A 17,883-nucleotide genomic window follows, 5' to 3' on the forward strand; every position below is an offset into this window, starting at 1 on the left:
GATTGTGGAACGCTACGGTGGAACTCATGCCAGATCAACGCCGCTCGATCGCCCAGCACTTTCACGATCGCACCAAATATGATCCCACGACGCTGGCCAGCAAGACCCAGCAGCTTGACTGGCGCAACCAGCCTATTCCCTTTAAGGAATACAAAATCGGCACAGCCTATGACCTGAAACCCTACCTCAACGCCGAACCCGCCCTAGACAAGGGCGACAAGCAGTGGCATCGGATTGCTCGCTTCCTGTTTTGCAGCTACGGGCTAACGGTGAAAATGACCATGCTGAACGGGGAAGCGGTCTATCTGCGGGCGGCTCCATCGGCGGGCGGGCTATACCCGGCCGAGGTCTACCTGATTTCGCGGGGCACGCCCCAGCTTCCAGTAGGGCTGTATCATTACCAGACCCAGACCAATTCGCTGCTGCACTTTTGGGAAACGGAAGCCTGGAAGCCGCTTCAGGAAGCCTGTTTCTGGCATCCGGCGCTGGACGCGACCCAGATGGCGCTGGTGGTGACGGTGGTGTTTGGACGATCGGCCTGGCGCTATCAAGACCGGGCCTATCGCCGAATTTTTTTGGATGCTGGGCATTTGTTGGGCAATATTGAACTGGCAGGGGCCATCAACGACTATCGCCCCCACCTGATTGGCGGCTTTCGCGATGAGGCGGTGAACCAGTTGATGTATCTGGACGCGGCGCAGGAAGGGGCGATCGCCATTGTTCCCCTAGCCGACCTGTGGGATATCGACCAAAACTTGCCGCCCACCTCGACGGCGCTCCCTTCCGCCATCCAGACCGACTATCCCGACATTCCCGACGGCAGGCTGCTGAGCTACATGCACCAGATGACACAGATCAGCGGCGATCCGATCCCCGATCGCCTGCCCGCCGCCCGCGCCGACAGCGAGCCGGATCAATACAACTTTCCGTTTTGCCTGAAGGTGTCAATGGAAAGCGGGGCGATCGCCTGGGGCGACCATCTGGCAGAGCTAGAAAAGACCATGCTCAAGCGTCGCTCCACCCGCGCCTACAGCGGGACCGACCTGACGCTGGAAGAACTGCGTCTGCTGCTCGATTTTACCTACCAGCCCGCTCACTATCTAGATCAGGGACTCGACCGATCGCCCGACTATTTCGACCTCAGCCTGATCGAAACCTTCATCGCCATTTCCGGCGTGGAGGGGCTGGAAGAAGGCTGCTACTACTACGCACCCAGGGCCCAAGAACTCCGCCAGATTCGCTTCAAAAACTTTCGGCGAGAGCTGCACACCCTCTGCCTAGGGCAAGACCTGGGCCGCGATGCGGCGGCGGTGCTGTTTCACACGGCAGATTTGCAGCGGGCGGTGGCCCAGTATGGCGATCGCGCCTATCGCTACCTGCATATGGATGCGGGACATTTGGGCCAGCGCCTCAATTTGGCGGCCGTGCGACTAGGGCTAGGAGTCAGCGGCATCGGCGGATTTTTTGACGACCAGGTGAATGAAGTGCTGGGCATTCCCCCCGATGAGGCCGTGCTGTACATTACGACACTCGGCCGGGGTCGGGCCAGCGAGTAATCCAAAGAGGAATCCAAGAGAGGAATCCAAGTTGGTCGCAAAGGCTATCACAAAATGCTTTTGCACAGCGAGCCTTGGCATAGTAGAATAAGAGACTGGACTGCGGCAAGTTTTTGTGAATTACCCCAGGAGCAAATAGTTCAAGCATGGTTAAGCTGCGTTTAAAGCGGTACGGCAAAAAGTTTGAGGCAAGCTACCGGATCGTTGCGGTGAAGAGTACCTCTCGTCGCGATGGTCGTCCGCTAGAAGAGTTGGGCTTCTACAATCCCCGGAGCGATGAAGTAAAGCTCAATGTGCCTGCTATCATCAAGCGCCTGAAAGAGGGCGCTCAGCCGACGGATACCGTCCGCCATATCCTCGAAAAGCAAAACGTTTTTGAACAGCTTAAGGCTCAGTGAGGTCGTGTCCGACGCAACTGCTCCCGATTTGCCAGATTCTGCTGCGACTCCTGATTACGTAGGAGTCGTGAAGTTTTTGCTGGAGCCATTCTTGGAATCGCCAGCATCGCTAAAGGTCGATTGTGAGGTGCTGCCTCGCAACTCTAGAGTCTTGGTGCGTGTCGCGTTTGACGGCGAAGATCGGGGGCGGGTGTACGGTCGTGGCGGACGGAATATTCAAGCCATTCGCACCGTGTTGCAGGGAATTGCACGAGCCTCTGGCTACTCTCTTCATCTAGATGTGTTTGGTGGGCAACCTGCTGGACGAGACGAAGGTGGGCGGGAAGCTCCAGTTGACCGTCGTTCTGGCTCTGCCAAGCCGATGCCCCGTCGATCGCGCCCTCGATAATGCCCAATAATTGTCCGAAATTGCCTGACAATGTCCGACGCTGCGCCTTCAAATTTCTTCAAATTTTGAGGCGCGTTTTGAGTTTTGAGCCTAACTTCAATCCTCTCGCTTTCGCCTATGCCCTTCTATCCTGACCCGCTGCATGGGTAACTCTGCCATCGTTCCGTTTCCCAGCCCCGAAAGCGCGATCGCCCTTGCGGGCTACCAGGAAGAAAACCTGAAGCTGCTGGCTCGTCAGACGGGGGCAACGGTTGTGATGCGGGGACAGGAGCTCCTGATTTCAGGAACCGAGAGCCAGGTTGAACTGTGTGAGAAACTGGTGCGATCGCTCGAGCCCTACTGGGGAGTAGGGAAAGCCGTCACCCTGGCAGACATTTTCACCGCGCGTCAGGCGCTCGACACTCGTCGGCAGGGGGATCTAGAGGAACTCCAGCGAGACGTGCTGGCCCGCACGCGCCGGGGTGACGAGATTCGCGCCAAAACGTTTCGCCAGCGGCAATATGTCCAGGCTATTCGCACCCATGACCTGACCTTTTGCATTGGCCCGGCGGGAACCGGGAAGACGTTTCTGGCGGCAGTGCTAGCGGTGCAGGCGCTGCTGTCTAGCCAGGTGGAGCGGCTGATTCTCACCCGCCCAGCAGTAGAAGCCGGAGAGCGGCTCGGCTTTTTGCCGGGCGATTTGCAGCAAAAAATTGACCCATACCTGCGTCCGCTTTACGACGCGCTGTATGAACTCATCGACCCCGAAAAAATTGCCGGACTGATGGAGCGCGGCGTGATCGAGGTTGCGCCCCTGGCCTACATGCGCGGACGCACGCTAAACAATGCTTTTATCATCCTCGACGAAGCGCAAAATACCACGCCTGCCCAGATGAAAATGGTGCTGACCCGGCTGGGCTTTCGTTCCAAGATGGTGGTCACGGGCGACGTGACGCAGACCGACTTGCCCATGAATCAGCAGTCTGGATTGGCGATCGCCGAAAAGATTCTGCGCCATGTCGAGGGCATCGCCTTTTGCAATCTTTCCAAGGCGGACGTGGTGCGCCATCCCCTAGTGCAGCGGATTGTGGCAGCTTACGAGCAGCATGAAGCGTAGTGGAGCGTAATGGAGCGTTGAGGTCGTTAAGGTCGTTGAAGTAATCGAGGATTGGCATCATCCCCCTACACCCTACAACTCCGTTTCCTTTCGCGCCCGCTTCGCCTGAATCTTCCGCAGTTCTGCCAGGGTAGACGCTGGATCTGGCAAGGACTCTGCCTGGGACTGGGGCGGCTGGCTCAGGTTGAGCGGCGGCTGGGTGGCAGCGGGCAGTGTGGGCTGGGCAATGGGAGCAGGCAAAAAGGCGTTTTCTGGCAAAGAATGTGCTGAAGGCAAGAGAAACGCGACGGGCAAAGCCGGGTTGGGCGCGTAGGGGGCAATGGTGTGCGGGCTGGCAGGGTCATTCTGGGGTCTGGAGTTTTGGGGACGAGAGGGCGATCGCCCTTCGGTTCGAGCGAGCCGCTGGCTCTGCGCCCTGGACTGGGCATGAACGCGCAGATAGCTCAGGTAATCCTGCGATTGGGGCGCTTGCAGGACTTGCGGTAATTGAGAACCCAGAGAACCCAGAGAACCCGGAGAACCCAGAGAACCCGAAGCGTGGCTAGTAGGGGGCACGGGCGCAGACTCGGCGTTTGCAGCGGAGAGGGCTGCGTCCATCCAGGGCTGGCGGCTGGGCAGGGGTGGCAAACGCTCTGGGTCTTGGATAGAGTCAGAAGCGAGGGTGGCGATCGCCTCCAGTTCTGCGGCGATGGTGCTTCTGGCAGGCGATCGCAGTTTTCTGCGGCCCATTGGCTGAGCAAGCGACTGGGGCTGCTGAAACCGCCGCGACAGCAGCAAACAGCATCCCGCACAACTCACCGCCAGCAGCCCAAAGGAGACGGACGGAGACGCAGATCTTTGCCGATCGAGCCGGGTCGCCCGCAGCACGGCTTCTACCCCGGTCGGGTCGGGCTGCTCCTGCTGGGACGACAGTTCTGGATTCATCAGGCCCGTGACGGCAATGCCTGCACAGAGCAGCGTGATCACCCAGACCCCGCTCCAGAAGATCGTGGGATGCTGATTTAACAACTTCCCCAAAAACCGGACAGGGAGTAGCGCAAGCACCGCAGAATTTCCTGAAAGGGACGCTGGGGGGAATAGCGGCAAGGTCGGGTCGGGCGGCTGCACTGCACTCGCGTCTTTGGTGTTCGGGCCTTCGGACGGGGGTGGGTCAATCGCCGCAGCGCCAGCAGACCACCCGACCGCAGACCACTCTGGAGCCGAGGAATTCAGAAACCCTGAATCTGCGGTTTGTCCGTTGCCGATTTGCACGTCATGACCTTCTTCAGGCTGTTCTGCAAATTGTGCCTCGAATTGTGCCTCAAATTGTGCTTCAGGTTGTGCTGCAAACTCTGGCGCTGCTGAGCCGTGCGGAACCCTATTCATAGCTGTTGCGGAGCGCTACCGCTCTGTGGGGGAAATCTGCCTGCGGCAAACGCTATACAGGCGTATTGATTACCCGCTATTTTAAGCGCATCCCGCAAATCTCAGCAGCAATTTTGCTCTGGCTTCTGCGTTTGCGATAGGGAGCCAGCAGGGGGACGAGAGGCGCAACACTCGTTCAAACCCAGACACGTTAGGCAATAAAACTTAAACCTTGATCTCGCCAGATGGCTACGTGGGAGTAGTACGCTGAAAATCAAACTATGAAAAGTCATTTCTCCTGCGCCCAAAAGGGTCGGCCCTGACCGCTCACGCTGGGACTGCATCTGTAGAGATGGCCTCCAGGATGATTAATCAGCTAAGGAAAAGCACTCATGGTTGAACGCGGTTCAAAAGTTCGGATTCTCCGCAAAGAATCTTATTGGTACAACGATGTCGGCACGGTTGCTTCGGTCGATCAAAGCGGCATCAAGTACCCGGTGATCGTCCGGTTTGACAAGGTGAATTACAACGGCTTCAGCGGCAGCGCTTCTGGTGTGAACACCAATAACTTCGCCCTCAGCGAACTAGAAGAAGTTGCGCCTGCACCCAAGTCTGCCAAAGCAAAGACGGCTGCGGTGCCTCCCAAAGCGCCTGAGCCGACCGATGCGCCCCACAAGGCCGAAGGCGAAGGCATGTCCTGATTACCAGGCACGGCCTGAAATTACACAAGTCCTGAATTACCCTAAATTACCAGGGCAGTTTCGGGTTTCCGAGAGGGGTTAGGTCGCTAATCTGTCTGGGAAACCCGAATTTTTAGCAGGACTCGGCAGCAGCAGGACTCGGTAGCAGCAGGACTCGGCAGCAGCAGGATTCGACAGGAAAAGATCTCAGGATTCGGCAGGAAAGGATCTGTGAGTAGGACACCTCGCTTTTTTGCCCCGCTTTTTCGTCAGAGTTCGCTAGAGTTTGAGAACTAGGCGCGATCGCCCTCCTCCCGTTTTCTACTGGGCATCGCAACGGTTCTCCCCCATGCCCGAACTTCCCGAAGTAGAGACAGTCCGCCGAGGGCTAAACCAAACGACGCTCAGCCAGCCCATTGTCGGGGCGGATGTGCTGCTCGATCGCACGATCGCCCATCCCGCTTTACCCACTGAGTTCGTTGCAGGGCTACGGGGGCTGGCGATCGCCCAGTGGCGGCGGCGCGGCAAGTATTTGCTAGCAGAATTGGTGGACGCAGCCAACCAGCCCGCTGGCTATCTCGGTGTGCATCTGCGGATGACGGGGCAGTTGCTCTGGGTGGCGCAGGATGCTCCATTGCAAAAGCACTGTCGAGTGCGGCTGTTTTTTCCAGAGAACCGAGAACTGCGGTTTGTGGATCAGCGCACCTTTGGGCAACTGTGGTGGGTTCCGGGCGATCGCCCGCCGGAATCCGTCATCACCGGACTGCAAGCCCTTGGCCCAGAGCCGCTTTCCGACGATTTTTCGGTAGACTATTTTGCCCGGTGGCTACGCGGCCGCCAGCGCCCCATTAAGAATGCCTTACTAGACCAATCCCTCGTCGCAGGCATTGGCAACATCTACGCCGACGAGGCCCTGTTTCTCAGCGGTATTCGCCCGCAGACCCTCTGCGCCCGACTGAAGCCGAAGCAAATTCAGCGGCTCCACCACGCCATTCGAGACGTGCTGCAAACGGCGATCGCCAACAAGGGCACCACCTTTAGCGACTTTCGTGACGTGCAGGGCATCAATGGCAACTACGGCGGCGTGGCCTGGGTTTACAACCGCGACGGCGAACCCTGCCGCGTATGCAACGCCCCGATCCTGCGGCTCAAGATGGCCGGGCGATCGGCGCACTATTGCAAGGCGTGTCAGCGGTGATGGTCGAGTCTGGCTTGTTAAACGGGCGATTCGCTCAGCGTCTCAAACAAATCCGACAGCACGACATTGGAGAATAGGAAGCCCTCTGGGTCGGTCAGGCGAATACGGGAGGGCGTTTGATCGACCCAGCCGCGCTGAACGTAGGGTTGCAGGCAAGTGAGAATGCGGGCGATCGCCCCCTTGCCAAACTCCAGTTCTAGCCTAAGCAGATCCAGCCCGTCGGCCAGGCGCAGCCCCAGCATCAGCGTATCGAGTAGCCGTTCTTGGGGGGGCGTGGTGGGATGCGCCAGCCTGCCGCCTGCGGCCTCTAGCGTTTCCACCCACTGGAAATATTCGCGGCGGGTGCGGGGACGGCTAAAGCGCTGATGGTTCACGTAGCTGGCCGCGCCCATGCCAAAGCCGTAGTAGGGGCGATTTTCCCAGTAAACCCGGTTGTGGCGACACGAGTAGCCGGGGCGGGCGTAGTTCGAGATTTCGTAGTGCTGGAAGCCGCGCTGGGTCAACACCTGCTGGGCGAGGCGATACATCTGGGCGGTGGCTTCGTCGGTGGGGAGGGGCGCTTCGCCGGGCCGATAGCGCTGGGCAAAGGCCGTGCCCGGTTCCACCGTGAGGTCATAGATAGACAGGTGGGCGGGATCGAGGGCGATCGCCCGATCTAGGTCTTCCTGCCAGCGCTCCAGCGTCAGGTGCGGCAATCCCGAAATCAAGTCCAGGCTGTAGTTATCTAGCCCAGCGCGACGAATCAGGTCTACCGCCAGGGGAATGTCTTCTGGCCTGTGGGTGCGGCCGCAGGCTTGCAGCGAGTCTGCCTGAAACGACTGCACGCCCAGGCTGATGCGATTGACCCCAGCGGCCCTATAGCCCTGGACATAGCTCAGGTCAAAGGTTCCAGGGTCCATTTCCACTGAAATTTCTGCCTGCGTCGCAATGCCGAAGTGCTGATCGAGCCTCGTCAGCAGCCGATCGACCTGCGCCACCGACAGCAGCGAGGGCGTGCCACCCCCAAAGAAGACGGTTTCCAGCGGCGATCGCCCGTCTTGCCCAGTGATCAGGATTTCTCGCTCCAGCACCTCGACATACTGGGCGATGGTTCCCGATGTTTCGCCACGAGCGCGATCGCCCACCACCGAAATCGGGAAGTCGCAATAGAAACAGCGGCGACGGCAAAAGGGAATATGGAGATAGGCCGCCGTTGGAACTTCGTCTTGAGGTTTGGCTTTAGAAGCAGCAGGCGAAACTGTTGCGATCTGTTGGGCTGCCATTGCTAGAGGAATCTTCCGGTGTAAAATCGGGCGATATAATGGGCCTGTGAATGGGCCTGCGCGTGACGTGCTAACCCGCTGCATCGAGCTTACGACAACTTCCAGGCTGGCTATCCTGACGAGTCTCTCATCTGGCGACCGCCCCTCCGTGCGCCCCTCCGTCCGCTCGTCCTCTTCACTCTCCCCTCACCCGCAGTTCTCTCGTAACTTCGTGACCGCGACCTCTGACCGCGCCGCCTTTTCTCCAGCGTTTCACTGGAACCTATGCTTGACGCAATCATCATTCTTTCATTCATTGTAGCGGGCGCAGGGATCGGCTATTTCAGCGTCGATTTGCTGCCGATGGACGCGCTCGACCAGGTGACGAACCGCGAGGGACTGGGCTTGGTGACGGGTGGCTTTGGCGGGCTGCTGGGGCTGGCACTGGGGCTGGTGGCGCAGACATCCTATCGGCGCGTCGAGCGGCAGGTGCGCGAAATGCCGGTGGATATGCTGCTCAGCCGTTCAGTGGGGCTGGTGCTGGGGCTACTGGTGGCGAACCTGCTGCTGGCTCCGATTTTTCTGCTGCCCATTCCCACAGAATTTGCCTTTATCAAGCCACTGGCCGCGATTTTGGGCAGCGTAATTTTTGCCTTTTCGGGGGTAAATCTGGCGGATGCTCACGGGCGATCGCTCCTGCGCCTGATCAACCCCAACAGTGTTGAAACGCTGCTAGTGGCTGAGGGTACGCTCAAGCCCGCTGCGGCAAAAGTGCTAGACACAAGCTGCATCATCGACGGACGCATCGAAGACATCCTGGCGACAGGCTTTATTGAAGGGCAAATTCTAGTACCGCAGTTTGTGCTGCAAGAGCTTCAGCAGGTGGCAGATGCCTCCAGCGACCAGAAGCGGGTGCGCGGGCGGCGCGGGCTGGATATCCTCAACCGCATCAAGGAAGCCTATCCCGACCGCATCGCCATCCACCCGGCCGACTATGACGACATTCCCACCGTTGATGCCAAGCTAGTGCGGCTGGCGCAAGATATCAACGGAATGCTGCTGACCAATGACTACAACCTCAACAAGGTCGCCAGTTTGCAGCAGGTGCCCGTGCTGAATATCAATGACCTGGCCCAAGCGATCCGCCCGACCTATCTGCCCGGAGACACCTTCGACCTAAAGATTTTGAAGCAGGGCAAGGAACCCGCGCAGGGCGTGGGCTATCTCAACGACGGCACGATGGTCGTGGTGGAGGAAGGGGGCGACTATATTGGCGATGAAATCTGCGTACTGGTGACGGGGGCGCTGCAAACGTCGGCGGGGCGCATGATCTTTGCCCGCCCGGAGCAGTCTTCGGCGGTGCCACGCGGATAGCACAGGACGAAAGTTTCGCTGCAAGTCTCGCTGTCAAAGGTTGATCGAGTGAGTGAATAATGGCAAAAGATCGAGCGGCTGGGTCATCGCCAAAGGGCCCGTCAGGAAACAGTCTGGCGAGCTTTTTGGGCGATCGCGCTGACGAATGGCAGCCCCAGCTTGCGGCTGTTGCCCGCCGATTCAACCAGGAATATCAGCGAGAGCCGTTTGACCTGCCCGCCGAAGTGACCGAAATGCCCATTTACCAGGAGTGGCAGGCGGGTCTGCTCACTGCAAAAATCGCCTCGCCCTTTTGGGACGTTGCCCAGCCCAAAAAGCAGCAGCGCTGTCTGGACATTGGCTGCGGCGTGAGCTTTCTGATCTATCCCTGGCGCGACTGGGAGGCTGTGTTCTATGGGCAGGAAATCAGCCAGGTGGCGCGAGACACGCTCAACGCCCGCGGTCCCCAGCTCAACTCCAAGCTGTTCAAAGGCGTGCAGCCTGGCCCGGCGCATCAGCTTCAGTACGAAGCGGATCAGTTTGACCTGGCGATCGCCACTGGGTTTAGCTGCTACTACCCGCTGGACTATTGGAAAGCCGTCCTGACCGAGGTGCAGCGCGTCCTCAAACCCGGCGGCATGTTTGTGTTCGATGTTATTGATCCCGATTCACCCCTGGCCGAAAACTGGGCCATTTTGGAAACTTATCTGGGAGCAGAGGTGTTTCTGGAACCCCTCAGCACGTGGCAGGACTTGCTGAAGACCCACAAGGCACAGGTGATGAAAAAACAGCCCGGTGAACTCTTTTATCTCTATCGGGTCAAGTTTAGCTAAGGGTTTTTGATCAGCAGGTGCAAAAACAGAGGAGTTTGCGTATGATAGCAGTGATTGATACACTAACATTTGATTTGCATATTAAAAAGACTGACTACCATAACTTATGCCAATGAATAAACGAAGAAACTTTATTTAGGGGGTGACACCCCTCATCCCTGAGATGGCATAATGTGATAAGTAGATGCACCCTGATGGTTGGGAGGGCTACCCGTAGTCCCTCCCTTTTTTTGCGTTTTTTGCATTTTTTGTGTTTTTTGCGTTTTTGCCCTTGAAGCCCCTTGCCGCAAAGCCCTGACCCGGTCAGCAAAGCATACTCATACCGAGTTCGATTTAGCTAGAATAGAGGCAAGTCGATACAGAGGTTAAAAAGGTTAACGCAATGGTCAAAATCGTGGGGATTGCTGGGAGTTTGCGTCCAGGTTCCTATAGTCACAAAGCACTGGCGATCGCCGCCGAGCGAGTCCGGGCGTTAGGAGCCGAGGTAGAAATTCTGGATCTGCGATCGCTCCATCTCCCTTTTTGCGATGGCGGCGACGACTATTCCGACTATCCCGATGTAGCCCGCTTACAGCAAGCGTTTCGTCAGGCAGACGGCATCATTCTGGCAACCCCGGAATATCACGGCAGCGTCAGCGGCGTGCTGAAAAATGCCCTCGATTTGATGGGCTTTGAAGAATTTACCGACAAGGTAGTGGGCAACATCAGCGTCCTGGGTGGACAGCCCAATAGCAACGCGCTCAACGACCTGCGAACCATCCTGCGCTGGGTTCACGCCTGGGTGATTCCAGAGCAAGTGGCGATCGGGCAAGCCTGGAAAGCGTTTGATGCTGAGGGCAACCTGAGTGATGAAGCCCTCTCCAAGCGCTTTGATGCCTTTGCTAAAAGCCTGGTCGAAAACACCCGAAAGCTCCGCTCCGTCGCTGTATCGGCTTGAGCCAGTCCCTCAGCAAGTTTCTGAGCCAGTTTCTGAGCCAGTTCGAGATGGGGGGTCAGGTTCTGGAGCAACGTCTCACTCCTCACCCCGGCCCCCTTGGCATCGGTCTAAGAGGATGTTTGAAAAGTCCTACTGTTTGTAGCAAAGCGTGCAAGATCCCCCTAAATCCCCCTTCAAAAGGGGGACTTTAAGGCGGTTTCCCCCCTTGTTAAGGGGGGCTAGGGGGGACCTCTGAGTGCTTAACATTACAGTCGATACCTTTTCAAACACCCTCTAAGCCTCACTGCTATTGGAGAAGTATTCCGACACTCTGAAGGTCGGCGTGGCTTCCAACTGCTTCATCATGGAGCGAGTAATCAGCTTGCCCTCTTCCACCAGCACTTGACCCGTAATCGGGTGCAGCAGGTTTTGCTCTGCCCGTCGCCCGATCAGCACCTCAATGTCTTGCAGCGAGTTGATATACATCCCGGCCGGTAGCTCGACGGTGACCCCGTTGCCCTGGACGCGGGCCTGGCAGGCAAGGCGGGAGTTTGGGCGGCAGGTGGTAATGACTTCCAGGGTCCGCTGTTCTCGGCGGTTGATCGGCGAGAGCTGGTTCATGCCTTCAGTGACATAGACATGGCAGGTGGCGCACATGCCCCGTCCGCCGCATTCACGTAAGACATCCAGATCTTTGTTAATTAAAACAGAGAGCAAGTTGCCGTTGGTTTCGACTGAGGTTTCTTGAGCAATCGGTTCCAGGCGGACAGTTTTAGCCATGACGGGGTCTCCAGAGGTTAGCGATCAAAACGGAAAGCAGAGGAAAAAAGTACACAGAAAGTCCGCAGAAAGTCCGCAGAAAGTACACAGAGCTAACACAAGGTTAAAGGGGCTATGCTGAGGCAGGCATCGCTCTGAGTCAGGGAAATTAAGGGCGATCGCCCTTCAGGAATATCGCATCTCTCCAGCGAAAAGAACCTAGAGGGATGACAGCGCCAGAAACGCCTTTTGGCGATTGTCCAGCACGCCCTGATCCAGCAGCGTCGAAAAGTCCCGCATCACGCGAGAACACCGCTGGATAAAGGCGCGAGTCCAGTCTTGAACTCCCTGCTGCTGCTCATCGCTGAGGGTCTGCAACAGGGCGGGCACGTCGCCTGTGTAGGTGATCCGGGCAGTGCGATCGATTTCAAAATTGCCAAGCCACTCCATCGCCGGACGGCTCGATCGCCAGTAGTTGGCCACGACCGTCGGCCCCAGATAGTGCGTGGTGAACTGGCTGATTTGATTCACCGCAGTCAGCAGTTCCTTGAGCGTGGGCGCAGGCGCATCGGGGAGCAACGCCGCAGCACCCGCAGCATCTTCAGAAACAGGCGACGACAAAACCGGATCGCGGGCAATAGACTCTGAAGAAACAGGTGGGGGCGCGGGAACTCTCTCAGGCTGAACAGGGGACGAAGGGGGACTGTGCCACGGGGCAGCAGGAAGGGGAGCGGAGGGAGCGGAGGGGCCGGTTGGGCCAGTGGGCTGCCAGTAATTTTGGTTCGACAGAGAGAGGTTGCCTGCGAGTAGGCGAAAGGTGGCGATCGCATTGGTCAGATCATGCTTTAGCTCTGCCCGCAGTTGATGAATGAGCGGCGCATAGGTTGCCAAGACTAGCTCACCAGTCGCCAGCACCAGCAAAATCATGCCGTGATCAAATTTGTAGATATAGGCACGATGCCCGCTAAACTGAAATTCAAAATACTCAAATCCAGGGGGTGTCGTTTGCACGACTTGCTGAATCCCCTGGGCTAGCGCCTCTTTCTGCTGAAAGTTGAGGGTTTGATCAACCCCAAAAAAGTAGGGTCGCGATCGCCCATCCATCAGGGCAATCCCAGCGACACCGGGTTGATTCAAAAACTCTTGGACGACCTCCCGCTTCATAAGTTGCTCTAATGCTGCTCTAATACTAAAGGATTCCTAAAGTGGCGCTCTCAGGCAGCGCAGGTCATCAAATCGATACGTTAAGGTTCATTAAAAAATCTAGCCTGATTTAGCTTGCCTCAATTTGCCCAACTTTTTCGCCTTTTTCTCACAGGATGTTGTTTACTGAATGTTTATCTACGCCGATGCACTAGAAAGGGACATTCTGTAGTCCAATGATGTCAGGTGTGGTCAAACGCACAAGACCCACGCTCCACGCTCAGGCTATCTGGCTGCGGACTAGCGCTCAAGCGTTTGTCACCCCAAGAGCCAGACGCGCCGCCAAAATCAGGATTTCGGAGAATGCTGTCGGTTTGATCACGTTGCAGAATTGACCCATAAGTAAGGCAATGCTGCACCGCTGAGAGGTTGATATTTGAAAGGGTTGATCATTTTTTCATGCTTCAGGTTCAGACTCCCGGTTCATTCTTTTGTTAGGCTTAGCAGTCATGGCTGACCTTCCTTTCACACTGGATCAGTTACGGATTCTCAAGGCGATCGCCGCCGAGGGAAGCTTCAAGCGAGCGGCCGACAGCCTCTATGTGTCGCAGCCTGCCGTCAGCTTGCAGGTGCAAAACCTGGAGCGCCAGCTAGATGTACCGCTGTTTGACCGGGGCGGTCGGCGGGCCCAGCTCACAGAAGCGGGGCATCTGCTGCTCAGCTATGGCGATCGCATTTTGTCCCTTTGTGAAGAAACCTGCCGCGCCATCGAAGACCTGCAAAACCTCCAGGGCGGGACGCTGATCGTAGGGGCCAGCCAGACCACCGGAACTTACCTGCTGCCTCGCATGATCGGCGTGTTTCGCAAGCAGTATCCCGAAGTCGCCGTCCAGCTTCACGTCCACTCCACCCGACGCACGGCCTGGAGCGTCGCCAACGGGCAGATCGACCTAGCGATTATCGGCGGAGAAGTGCCTCCCGAATTACAGGAATCTTTAGAAATTATTCCCTATGCCGAAGACGAACTAGCACTCATCCTGCCTGCCTATCACCCGCTGGCTCGCCAAGGCATGGTGCAAAAAGACGACCTCTACAAGCTCCAGTTCATCACCCTCGATTCGCAGTCCACAATTCGCAAAGTGATTGATCAGGTTCTCACGCGCAGCGGCATTGAAACGCGCCGCCTGAAGGTGGAAATGGAGCTAAACTCTATCGAGGCCATCAAAAACGCGGTGCAGTCGGGGCTAGGCGCTGCCTTTGTCTCGATTTCAGCGATTGAGAAAGAGCTACAAATGGATGTGCTAAAGCGCACCCGCATCGAAGATGTGGTGGTCAATCGGATGCTGTCGGTGATTGTGAACCCCAACCGCTATCGCTCCAAGGCGGCCCAGGCCTTTATTGAAGAAGTGTTGCCCCAGTTTTCCACCCATGTCCCCAGTCCTGCCCATGACGGTCATGGATCGATGGCAGCAGCGGTGTTGCCCGTCGAAACCTGAGCGTGGGCTGAGGGCGCAGGACAAGAGCCTGCTTTGCCGATTGGACAGGCTGGCAAGTATTCTGCAAATATTCCGCAAATATTCTGGCGGCAGTTTGGCAGGCTGCTTGTCAAGGTTCGGTTTTACCTATCCGGGTTAACCTATAGCTGTAGGGTTCGCGTGTGTTCACCCCTGTCAGCTAGCCGCGCCGTATGGAAGTTTATTGCACCCGTTTTGGCTGTCCCCGCCCGCAAAATCACTTTATGGATCTGGACGATTCAGCAACCCTGCGGACGGTGCAGCAGAAGTTTTGCACCACTTGCGGGATGCCACTGCTGTTGCAGGGGAGATACATCCCGCAAAAGCTGCTGGGCAAGGGCGGCTTTGGGGCAGCATTTTTGGCGCGCGATCGCTACACGCCCGCTATGCGCCAGTGTGTGGTGAAACAGTTTCAGCCGTCGGGCGACCTCAGCCCCAACCAGCTCCAAGTCGCGCAGACGCTATTCCAGCGTGAGGCGGAGGTGCTGGAGCAGCTAGGCAGCAACCATCCCCAAATTCCCAACTTGCTCGCTTTTTTTGAACTGGAAGTGCCCAGCCTAGTGCCAGGAAGGACGGATCGGTTCTTCTATCTGGTGCAGGAATTTATCGATGGCAAAGATTTAGAGCAAGAACTGGAACAACGGGGGGCATTTTCGGAGTCTGAAGTGCTGGAGGTGTTAGAGGAAGTCCTCAAGGTGCTTGACTACGTTCATGCCAACGGCTCAATCCACCGCGATATCAAGCTGTCGAACATCATGCGGCGGCGGGATGGGCGGCTGTTTTTGTTGGACTTTGGCGCAGTGAAGCAGGTGACAGCGGCCGCAGCCAGTACAGGCGGAAAGGCTTCTACAGGGATTTACTCGATGGGGTTTGCGCCGCCGGAGCAGATGCGGGGCGACCAGGTGTATCCGGCGACGGATTTGTATGCGCTGGCGGTGACCTGTATTACGCTGCTGACGGGCAAACAGCCCAACGAACTCTACGATGCCTACAGCAATAACTGGAACTGGCGATCGCACTTGTCCACACCAGTGAGCGATCGCCTAGCCGACGTACTGAACAAAATGCTGCTGCCCACGCCCAGCCAGCGGTTTCAGTCGGCCCAGGAGGTGCAGGATGCACTGGGAGCCGCGTCGCTGGCGCACCATCCCGTGCAGATTACGCAACCCAGCCAGGGCTTCCCGGTTACCGCTGCGCCGCCAGCTACGGGGCAAACGTCTCTGCAATCGGCTCCGTCTACCCCGCCTGCGCCCGTTTCTCCGCCCTCTGCCTCACCTGCGCCCGCTTCTCCGCCCCAGCCTGCTGCCGCCCCGCCCCCCGCGCCGACGGTTGCGCCGTTTTCGCTCATGGAGTTTTTGGGTGGGGCGCTGTTCACGGGTTTTGAGGGCGGGCTAGTGGCGATCGCCCTGCTCAGCCTGCTGGGGACGACGATTGTCAGTCCGGTATTTTGGGTGCCGCTGCTGGGAATCGTGGTGGGGCTGATTTTTGCCCAATCGCGCCGCTGGATCGAGCGCAACGATCTGCTCATCATTGCAGGGATCACGCTGGCGCTGGTGGCGTTTACGCCGCTTAGAAGAGGGCTAGCGATTATTGCTGCGCCGTCGCTACCCAATATTTTCATGTTGGCCATTTTTGCCGGACTGCTGGCCGTTTTCGTCGGAATTATATTCAGACTGGTTTATCTGGCGCTGTCGCGAGTCTTGTAGCGGCGGGTGCATCGCCCTTGTGAAAAAGTATGTCTAGCCAACGGGAAACGGAAACACCGGCATTTGTCCTTTCACTGTTAATCACGCTGGGCGTGGTGATGATGGGGCTGTGGTGGTCGGCAGATCATCTGAAAACGGCGCATTTGCTGTCGGTTAGCACTCGGCCGCGTCCTACAGAGCCAGACGGACTCTCGCCCAACGAGGTGCTAGGGCGCATCAGCAGCGGCGAGCGGCTGTTGATTCAGGCGGGCGCGTCGCCAGAGAAGCATCAGGGCGTGCAGGCGATCGCCGCTGGAAATTCTCGCCAGGCCGCTGCCTACTTTGCCGCCGCGCTCCAATCCACGCCCAACGACCCAGAGGCGCTGATTTACCTGAACAACGCCCAGATTGGCGCAAACCCGGCCTATGTGATCGCCGTCTCCGTGCCCCTCAGCCAGGACTTGAACAGTTCGCTGGAGGTGCTGCGGGGTGTGGCCCAGGCGCAGCAGGAAGTTAACCAGCGGGGCGGCATTGGCGGCGTGCTGCTGCGGGTGATCATTGCCAATGACGAAAACCGTCCTGCTGTGGCAAGGGCGATCGCCCAGGCCTTGGCTGCCAATCCTGCCGTGTTGGGTGTGGTTGGCCACGCCAGCGCCGAGGCAACTCTGGCGGCTGCGGAGATTTACGAAGCGGAGCAACTGGTTGCCATTTCGCCCCTCAGCACCGCCGTTGAACTAGCCCATGCTGGAGCCTATACCTATCGCACCGTGCCCAGCGATTTTGTGACCGCCCGCGCCCTGGCCGATCACTTACTCAACCAAATGAGGCAGCAAAAAGCCGCCGTCTTTTTCGACTCGCGCAGCCGCTACAGCCAGTCGCTCAAGGCAGAATTTGGGACGGCACTCTCTCTCGGCGGGGGGCTAGTGGTGCGAGAAATCGACGTGTCGCAGTCTACCTTTAGCGCCGCAGACAGCATTCAGCAGGCAACGTCCCAAGGCGCGACGGCGCTGGTGCTGCTGACCGATGGCGACCAGCTTGACCGGACGCTGCAAGTGGTGCGGACGAATGGCGGGCGGCTGCCTCTGCTGGCGGGCGGCGATGTATACGCGCCAAAGACGCTGGAGGTGGGCGGGCCGGAGTCTGTGGGCATGGTGGTGGCAGTGCCGTGGCATATTCTGTCTGCGTCGCAGGCGGCGTTTGTGGAGCGATCGCGCCAGCTTTGGCGAGGCGACGTGAACTGGCGCACCGCCACGGCCTACGATGCGGCCCAAACGCTGATTGCTGCGCTGGAGCAGGCCCCGAACCGCGCGGGTGTGCAGCAGGCGCTCCGATCCCCTGACTTTTTTGCTAGTGGCGCGACAGGAACGGTGCGATTTTTGCCAACGGGCGATCGCAACCAGGGCGTGCAGTTGGTGACAGTGCAGCCTGGCCTGCGATCGGGCTTTGGGTTTGACTTTGTGCCACTGGGCCACGCCCTGCCTGCTGCCCTGCCTGCGCCAGTCCCCCAACCAGTTCCCCAACTAGCCCCCGACTCTATTCCCGTCTCAGCGCCCAGCCCAGCACCGCAACCTTTCCCTGTACCCGCGCCGCCGTCCAATCCTGTAGAAACGCCCGCCTCCGATGCGCCTCCAGCGCCCAATGCCGTCGGTTAGGATACTTCCACACCAATCCCTATGCCTTGGCATGGCATGATGGTGGCATGATAAAGGAGGGGCAGGGCGGCTGTGTCCGCTGGGATGCCCTACTGTGATCCAATAAAGTGATCCAAGAAGATCTTAA

The 17,883-nt window shown here is 58.0% G+C and carries 15 protein-coding genes and 1 pseudogene; 12 read left to right on the forward strand and 4 right to left on the reverse strand.

From position 1 onward, the window contains the following. The first annotated feature begins 26 nt into the window (after positions 1 to 26). From JTM80_RS21520 to JTM80_RS21535, 4 genes are all read left to right on the forward strand, one after another. A complete protein-coding gene (locus JTM80_RS21520; protein WP_205370272.1) occupies positions 27 to 1,556 on the forward strand; it encodes a SagB/ThcOx family dehydrogenase in 1,530 nt (509 codons plus the stop codon). 146 nt (positions 1,557 to 1,702) lie between these two features. After that, a complete protein-coding gene (gene rpsP, locus JTM80_RS21525) occupies positions 1,703 to 1,954 on the forward strand; it encodes a 30S ribosomal protein S16 (protein ID WP_068510770.1) in 252 nt (83 codons plus the stop codon). Between the two features lie 4 nt (positions 1,955 to 1,958). After that, the gene (locus JTM80_RS21530) at positions 1,959 to 2,342 is read left to right on the forward strand and encodes a KH domain-containing protein (protein WP_172353430.1); all 384 of its coding nucleotides are present in this window, start codon (positions 1,959 to 1,961) and stop codon (positions 2,340 to 2,342) included. A 142-nt stretch (positions 2,343 to 2,484) separates the two neighbouring features. Then, positions 2,485 to 3,438 carry a PhoH family protein gene (locus JTM80_RS21535; protein ID WP_172353431.1) on the forward strand — a complete coding sequence of 318 codons (954 nt, stop codon included), beginning with the start codon at positions 2,485 to 2,487 and terminating at the stop codon, positions 3,436 to 3,438. Between the two features lie 72 nt (positions 3,439 to 3,510). Here the strand turns inward: JTM80_RS21535 and JTM80_RS21540 are convergent, their stop codons facing one another. Beyond that, positions 3,511 to 4,803 (reverse strand): hypothetical protein, encoded by a 1,293-nt coding sequence (locus tag JTM80_RS21540; protein WP_205370273.1) that lies wholly within the window; start codon positions 4,801 to 4,803, stop codon positions 3,511 to 3,513. A gap of 371 nt (positions 4,804 to 5,174) precedes the next feature. Between JTM80_RS21540 and JTM80_RS21545 the strand changes: the two are divergent. Both JTM80_RS21545 and JTM80_RS21550 read left to right on the forward strand, forming a co-directional pair. Then, positions 5,175 to 5,402: pseudogene (locus JTM80_RS21545) on the forward strand (photosystem I reaction center subunit IV); the annotation flags it as partial. A gap of 409 nt (positions 5,403 to 5,811) precedes the next feature. Further along, positions 5,812 to 6,660, forward strand: coding sequence for a DNA-formamidopyrimidine glycosylase (locus JTM80_RS21550; protein WP_172353434.1), 849 nt, complete (start codon positions 5,812 to 5,814; stop codon positions 6,658 to 6,660). 17 nt (positions 6,661 to 6,677) lie between these two features. On the opposite strand, the gene hemW is transcribed toward JTM80_RS21550, so the two are convergent. Next, on the reverse strand, positions 6,678 to 7,922 hold the full coding sequence (hemW, locus tag JTM80_RS21555) for a radical SAM family heme chaperone HemW (protein ID WP_172353435.1): 1,245 nt from the start codon (positions 7,920 to 7,922) through the stop codon (positions 6,678 to 6,680). A gap of 264 nt (positions 7,923 to 8,186) precedes the next feature. On the opposite strand from hemW, the gene JTM80_RS21560 reads away from it, so the two are divergent. The 3 genes from JTM80_RS21560 to JTM80_RS21570 all read left to right on the forward strand — a co-directional run bounded on the left by JTM80_RS21560 (position 8,187) and on the right by JTM80_RS21570 (position 11,024). Further along, complete coding sequence (locus tag JTM80_RS21560) at positions 8,187 to 9,275, forward strand: PIN/TRAM domain-containing protein (protein ID WP_172353436.1); 1,089 nt, start codon at positions 8,187 to 8,189, stop codon at positions 9,273 to 9,275. A 59-nt stretch (positions 9,276 to 9,334) separates the two neighbouring features. After that, a complete protein-coding gene (locus tag JTM80_RS21565) occupies positions 9,335 to 10,087 on the forward strand; it encodes a class I SAM-dependent methyltransferase (RefSeq protein ID WP_172353437.1) in 753 nt (250 codons plus the stop codon). Between the two features lie 382 nt (positions 10,088 to 10,469). Beyond that, complete coding sequence (locus JTM80_RS21570; RefSeq protein WP_172353438.1) at positions 10,470 to 11,024, forward strand: NADPH-dependent FMN reductase; 555 nt, start codon at positions 10,470 to 10,472, stop codon at positions 11,022 to 11,024. A gap of 273 nt (positions 11,025 to 11,297) precedes the next feature. Here JTM80_RS21570 and JTM80_RS21575 read toward each other — a convergent pair whose 3' ends face one another. After that, the gene (locus JTM80_RS21575; protein ID WP_068510758.1) at positions 11,298 to 11,783 is read right to left on the reverse strand and encodes a 2Fe-2S iron-sulfur cluster-binding protein; all 486 of its coding nucleotides are present in this window, start codon (positions 11,781 to 11,783) and stop codon (positions 11,298 to 11,300) included. A 198-nt stretch (positions 11,784 to 11,981) separates the two neighbouring features. After that, positions 11,982 to 12,926 carry a hypothetical protein gene (locus JTM80_RS21580; protein ID WP_172353439.1) on the reverse strand — a complete coding sequence of 315 codons (945 nt, stop codon included), beginning with the start codon at positions 12,924 to 12,926 and terminating at the stop codon, positions 11,982 to 11,984. A gap of 488 nt (positions 12,927 to 13,414) precedes the next feature. Between JTM80_RS21580 and JTM80_RS21585 the strand changes: the two genes are divergently transcribed. The 3 genes from JTM80_RS21585 (at position 13,415) to JTM80_RS21595 (ending at position 17,756) form a co-directional block, all read left to right on the forward strand. Next, positions 13,415 to 14,401 carry a LysR family transcriptional regulator gene (locus tag JTM80_RS21585; RefSeq protein ID WP_172353440.1) on the forward strand — a complete coding sequence of 329 codons (987 nt, stop codon included), beginning with the start codon at positions 13,415 to 13,417 and terminating at the stop codon, positions 14,399 to 14,401. Positions 14,402 to 14,592: 191 nt separating this feature from the next. After that, entirely contained in the window at positions 14,593 to 16,125 is a 1,533-nt protein-coding gene (locus JTM80_RS21590; RefSeq protein WP_172353441.1) for a serine/threonine-protein kinase, read from the forward strand. Positions 16,126 to 16,154: 29 nt separating this feature from the next. Continuing rightward, the gene (locus JTM80_RS21595; RefSeq protein ID WP_205370275.1) at positions 16,155 to 17,756 is read left to right on the forward strand and encodes an ABC transporter substrate-binding protein; all 1,602 of its coding nucleotides are present in this window, start codon (positions 16,155 to 16,157) and stop codon (positions 17,754 to 17,756) included. Positions 17,757 to 17,883 lie beyond the last annotated feature (127 nt).

This window comes from Thermoleptolyngbya sp. PKUAC-SCTB121 (genome assembly GCF_016919485.1).
Classification (GTDB): domain Bacteria; phylum Cyanobacteriota; class Cyanobacteriia; order Elainellales; family Elainellaceae; genus Thermoleptolyngbya; species Thermoleptolyngbya sichuanensis.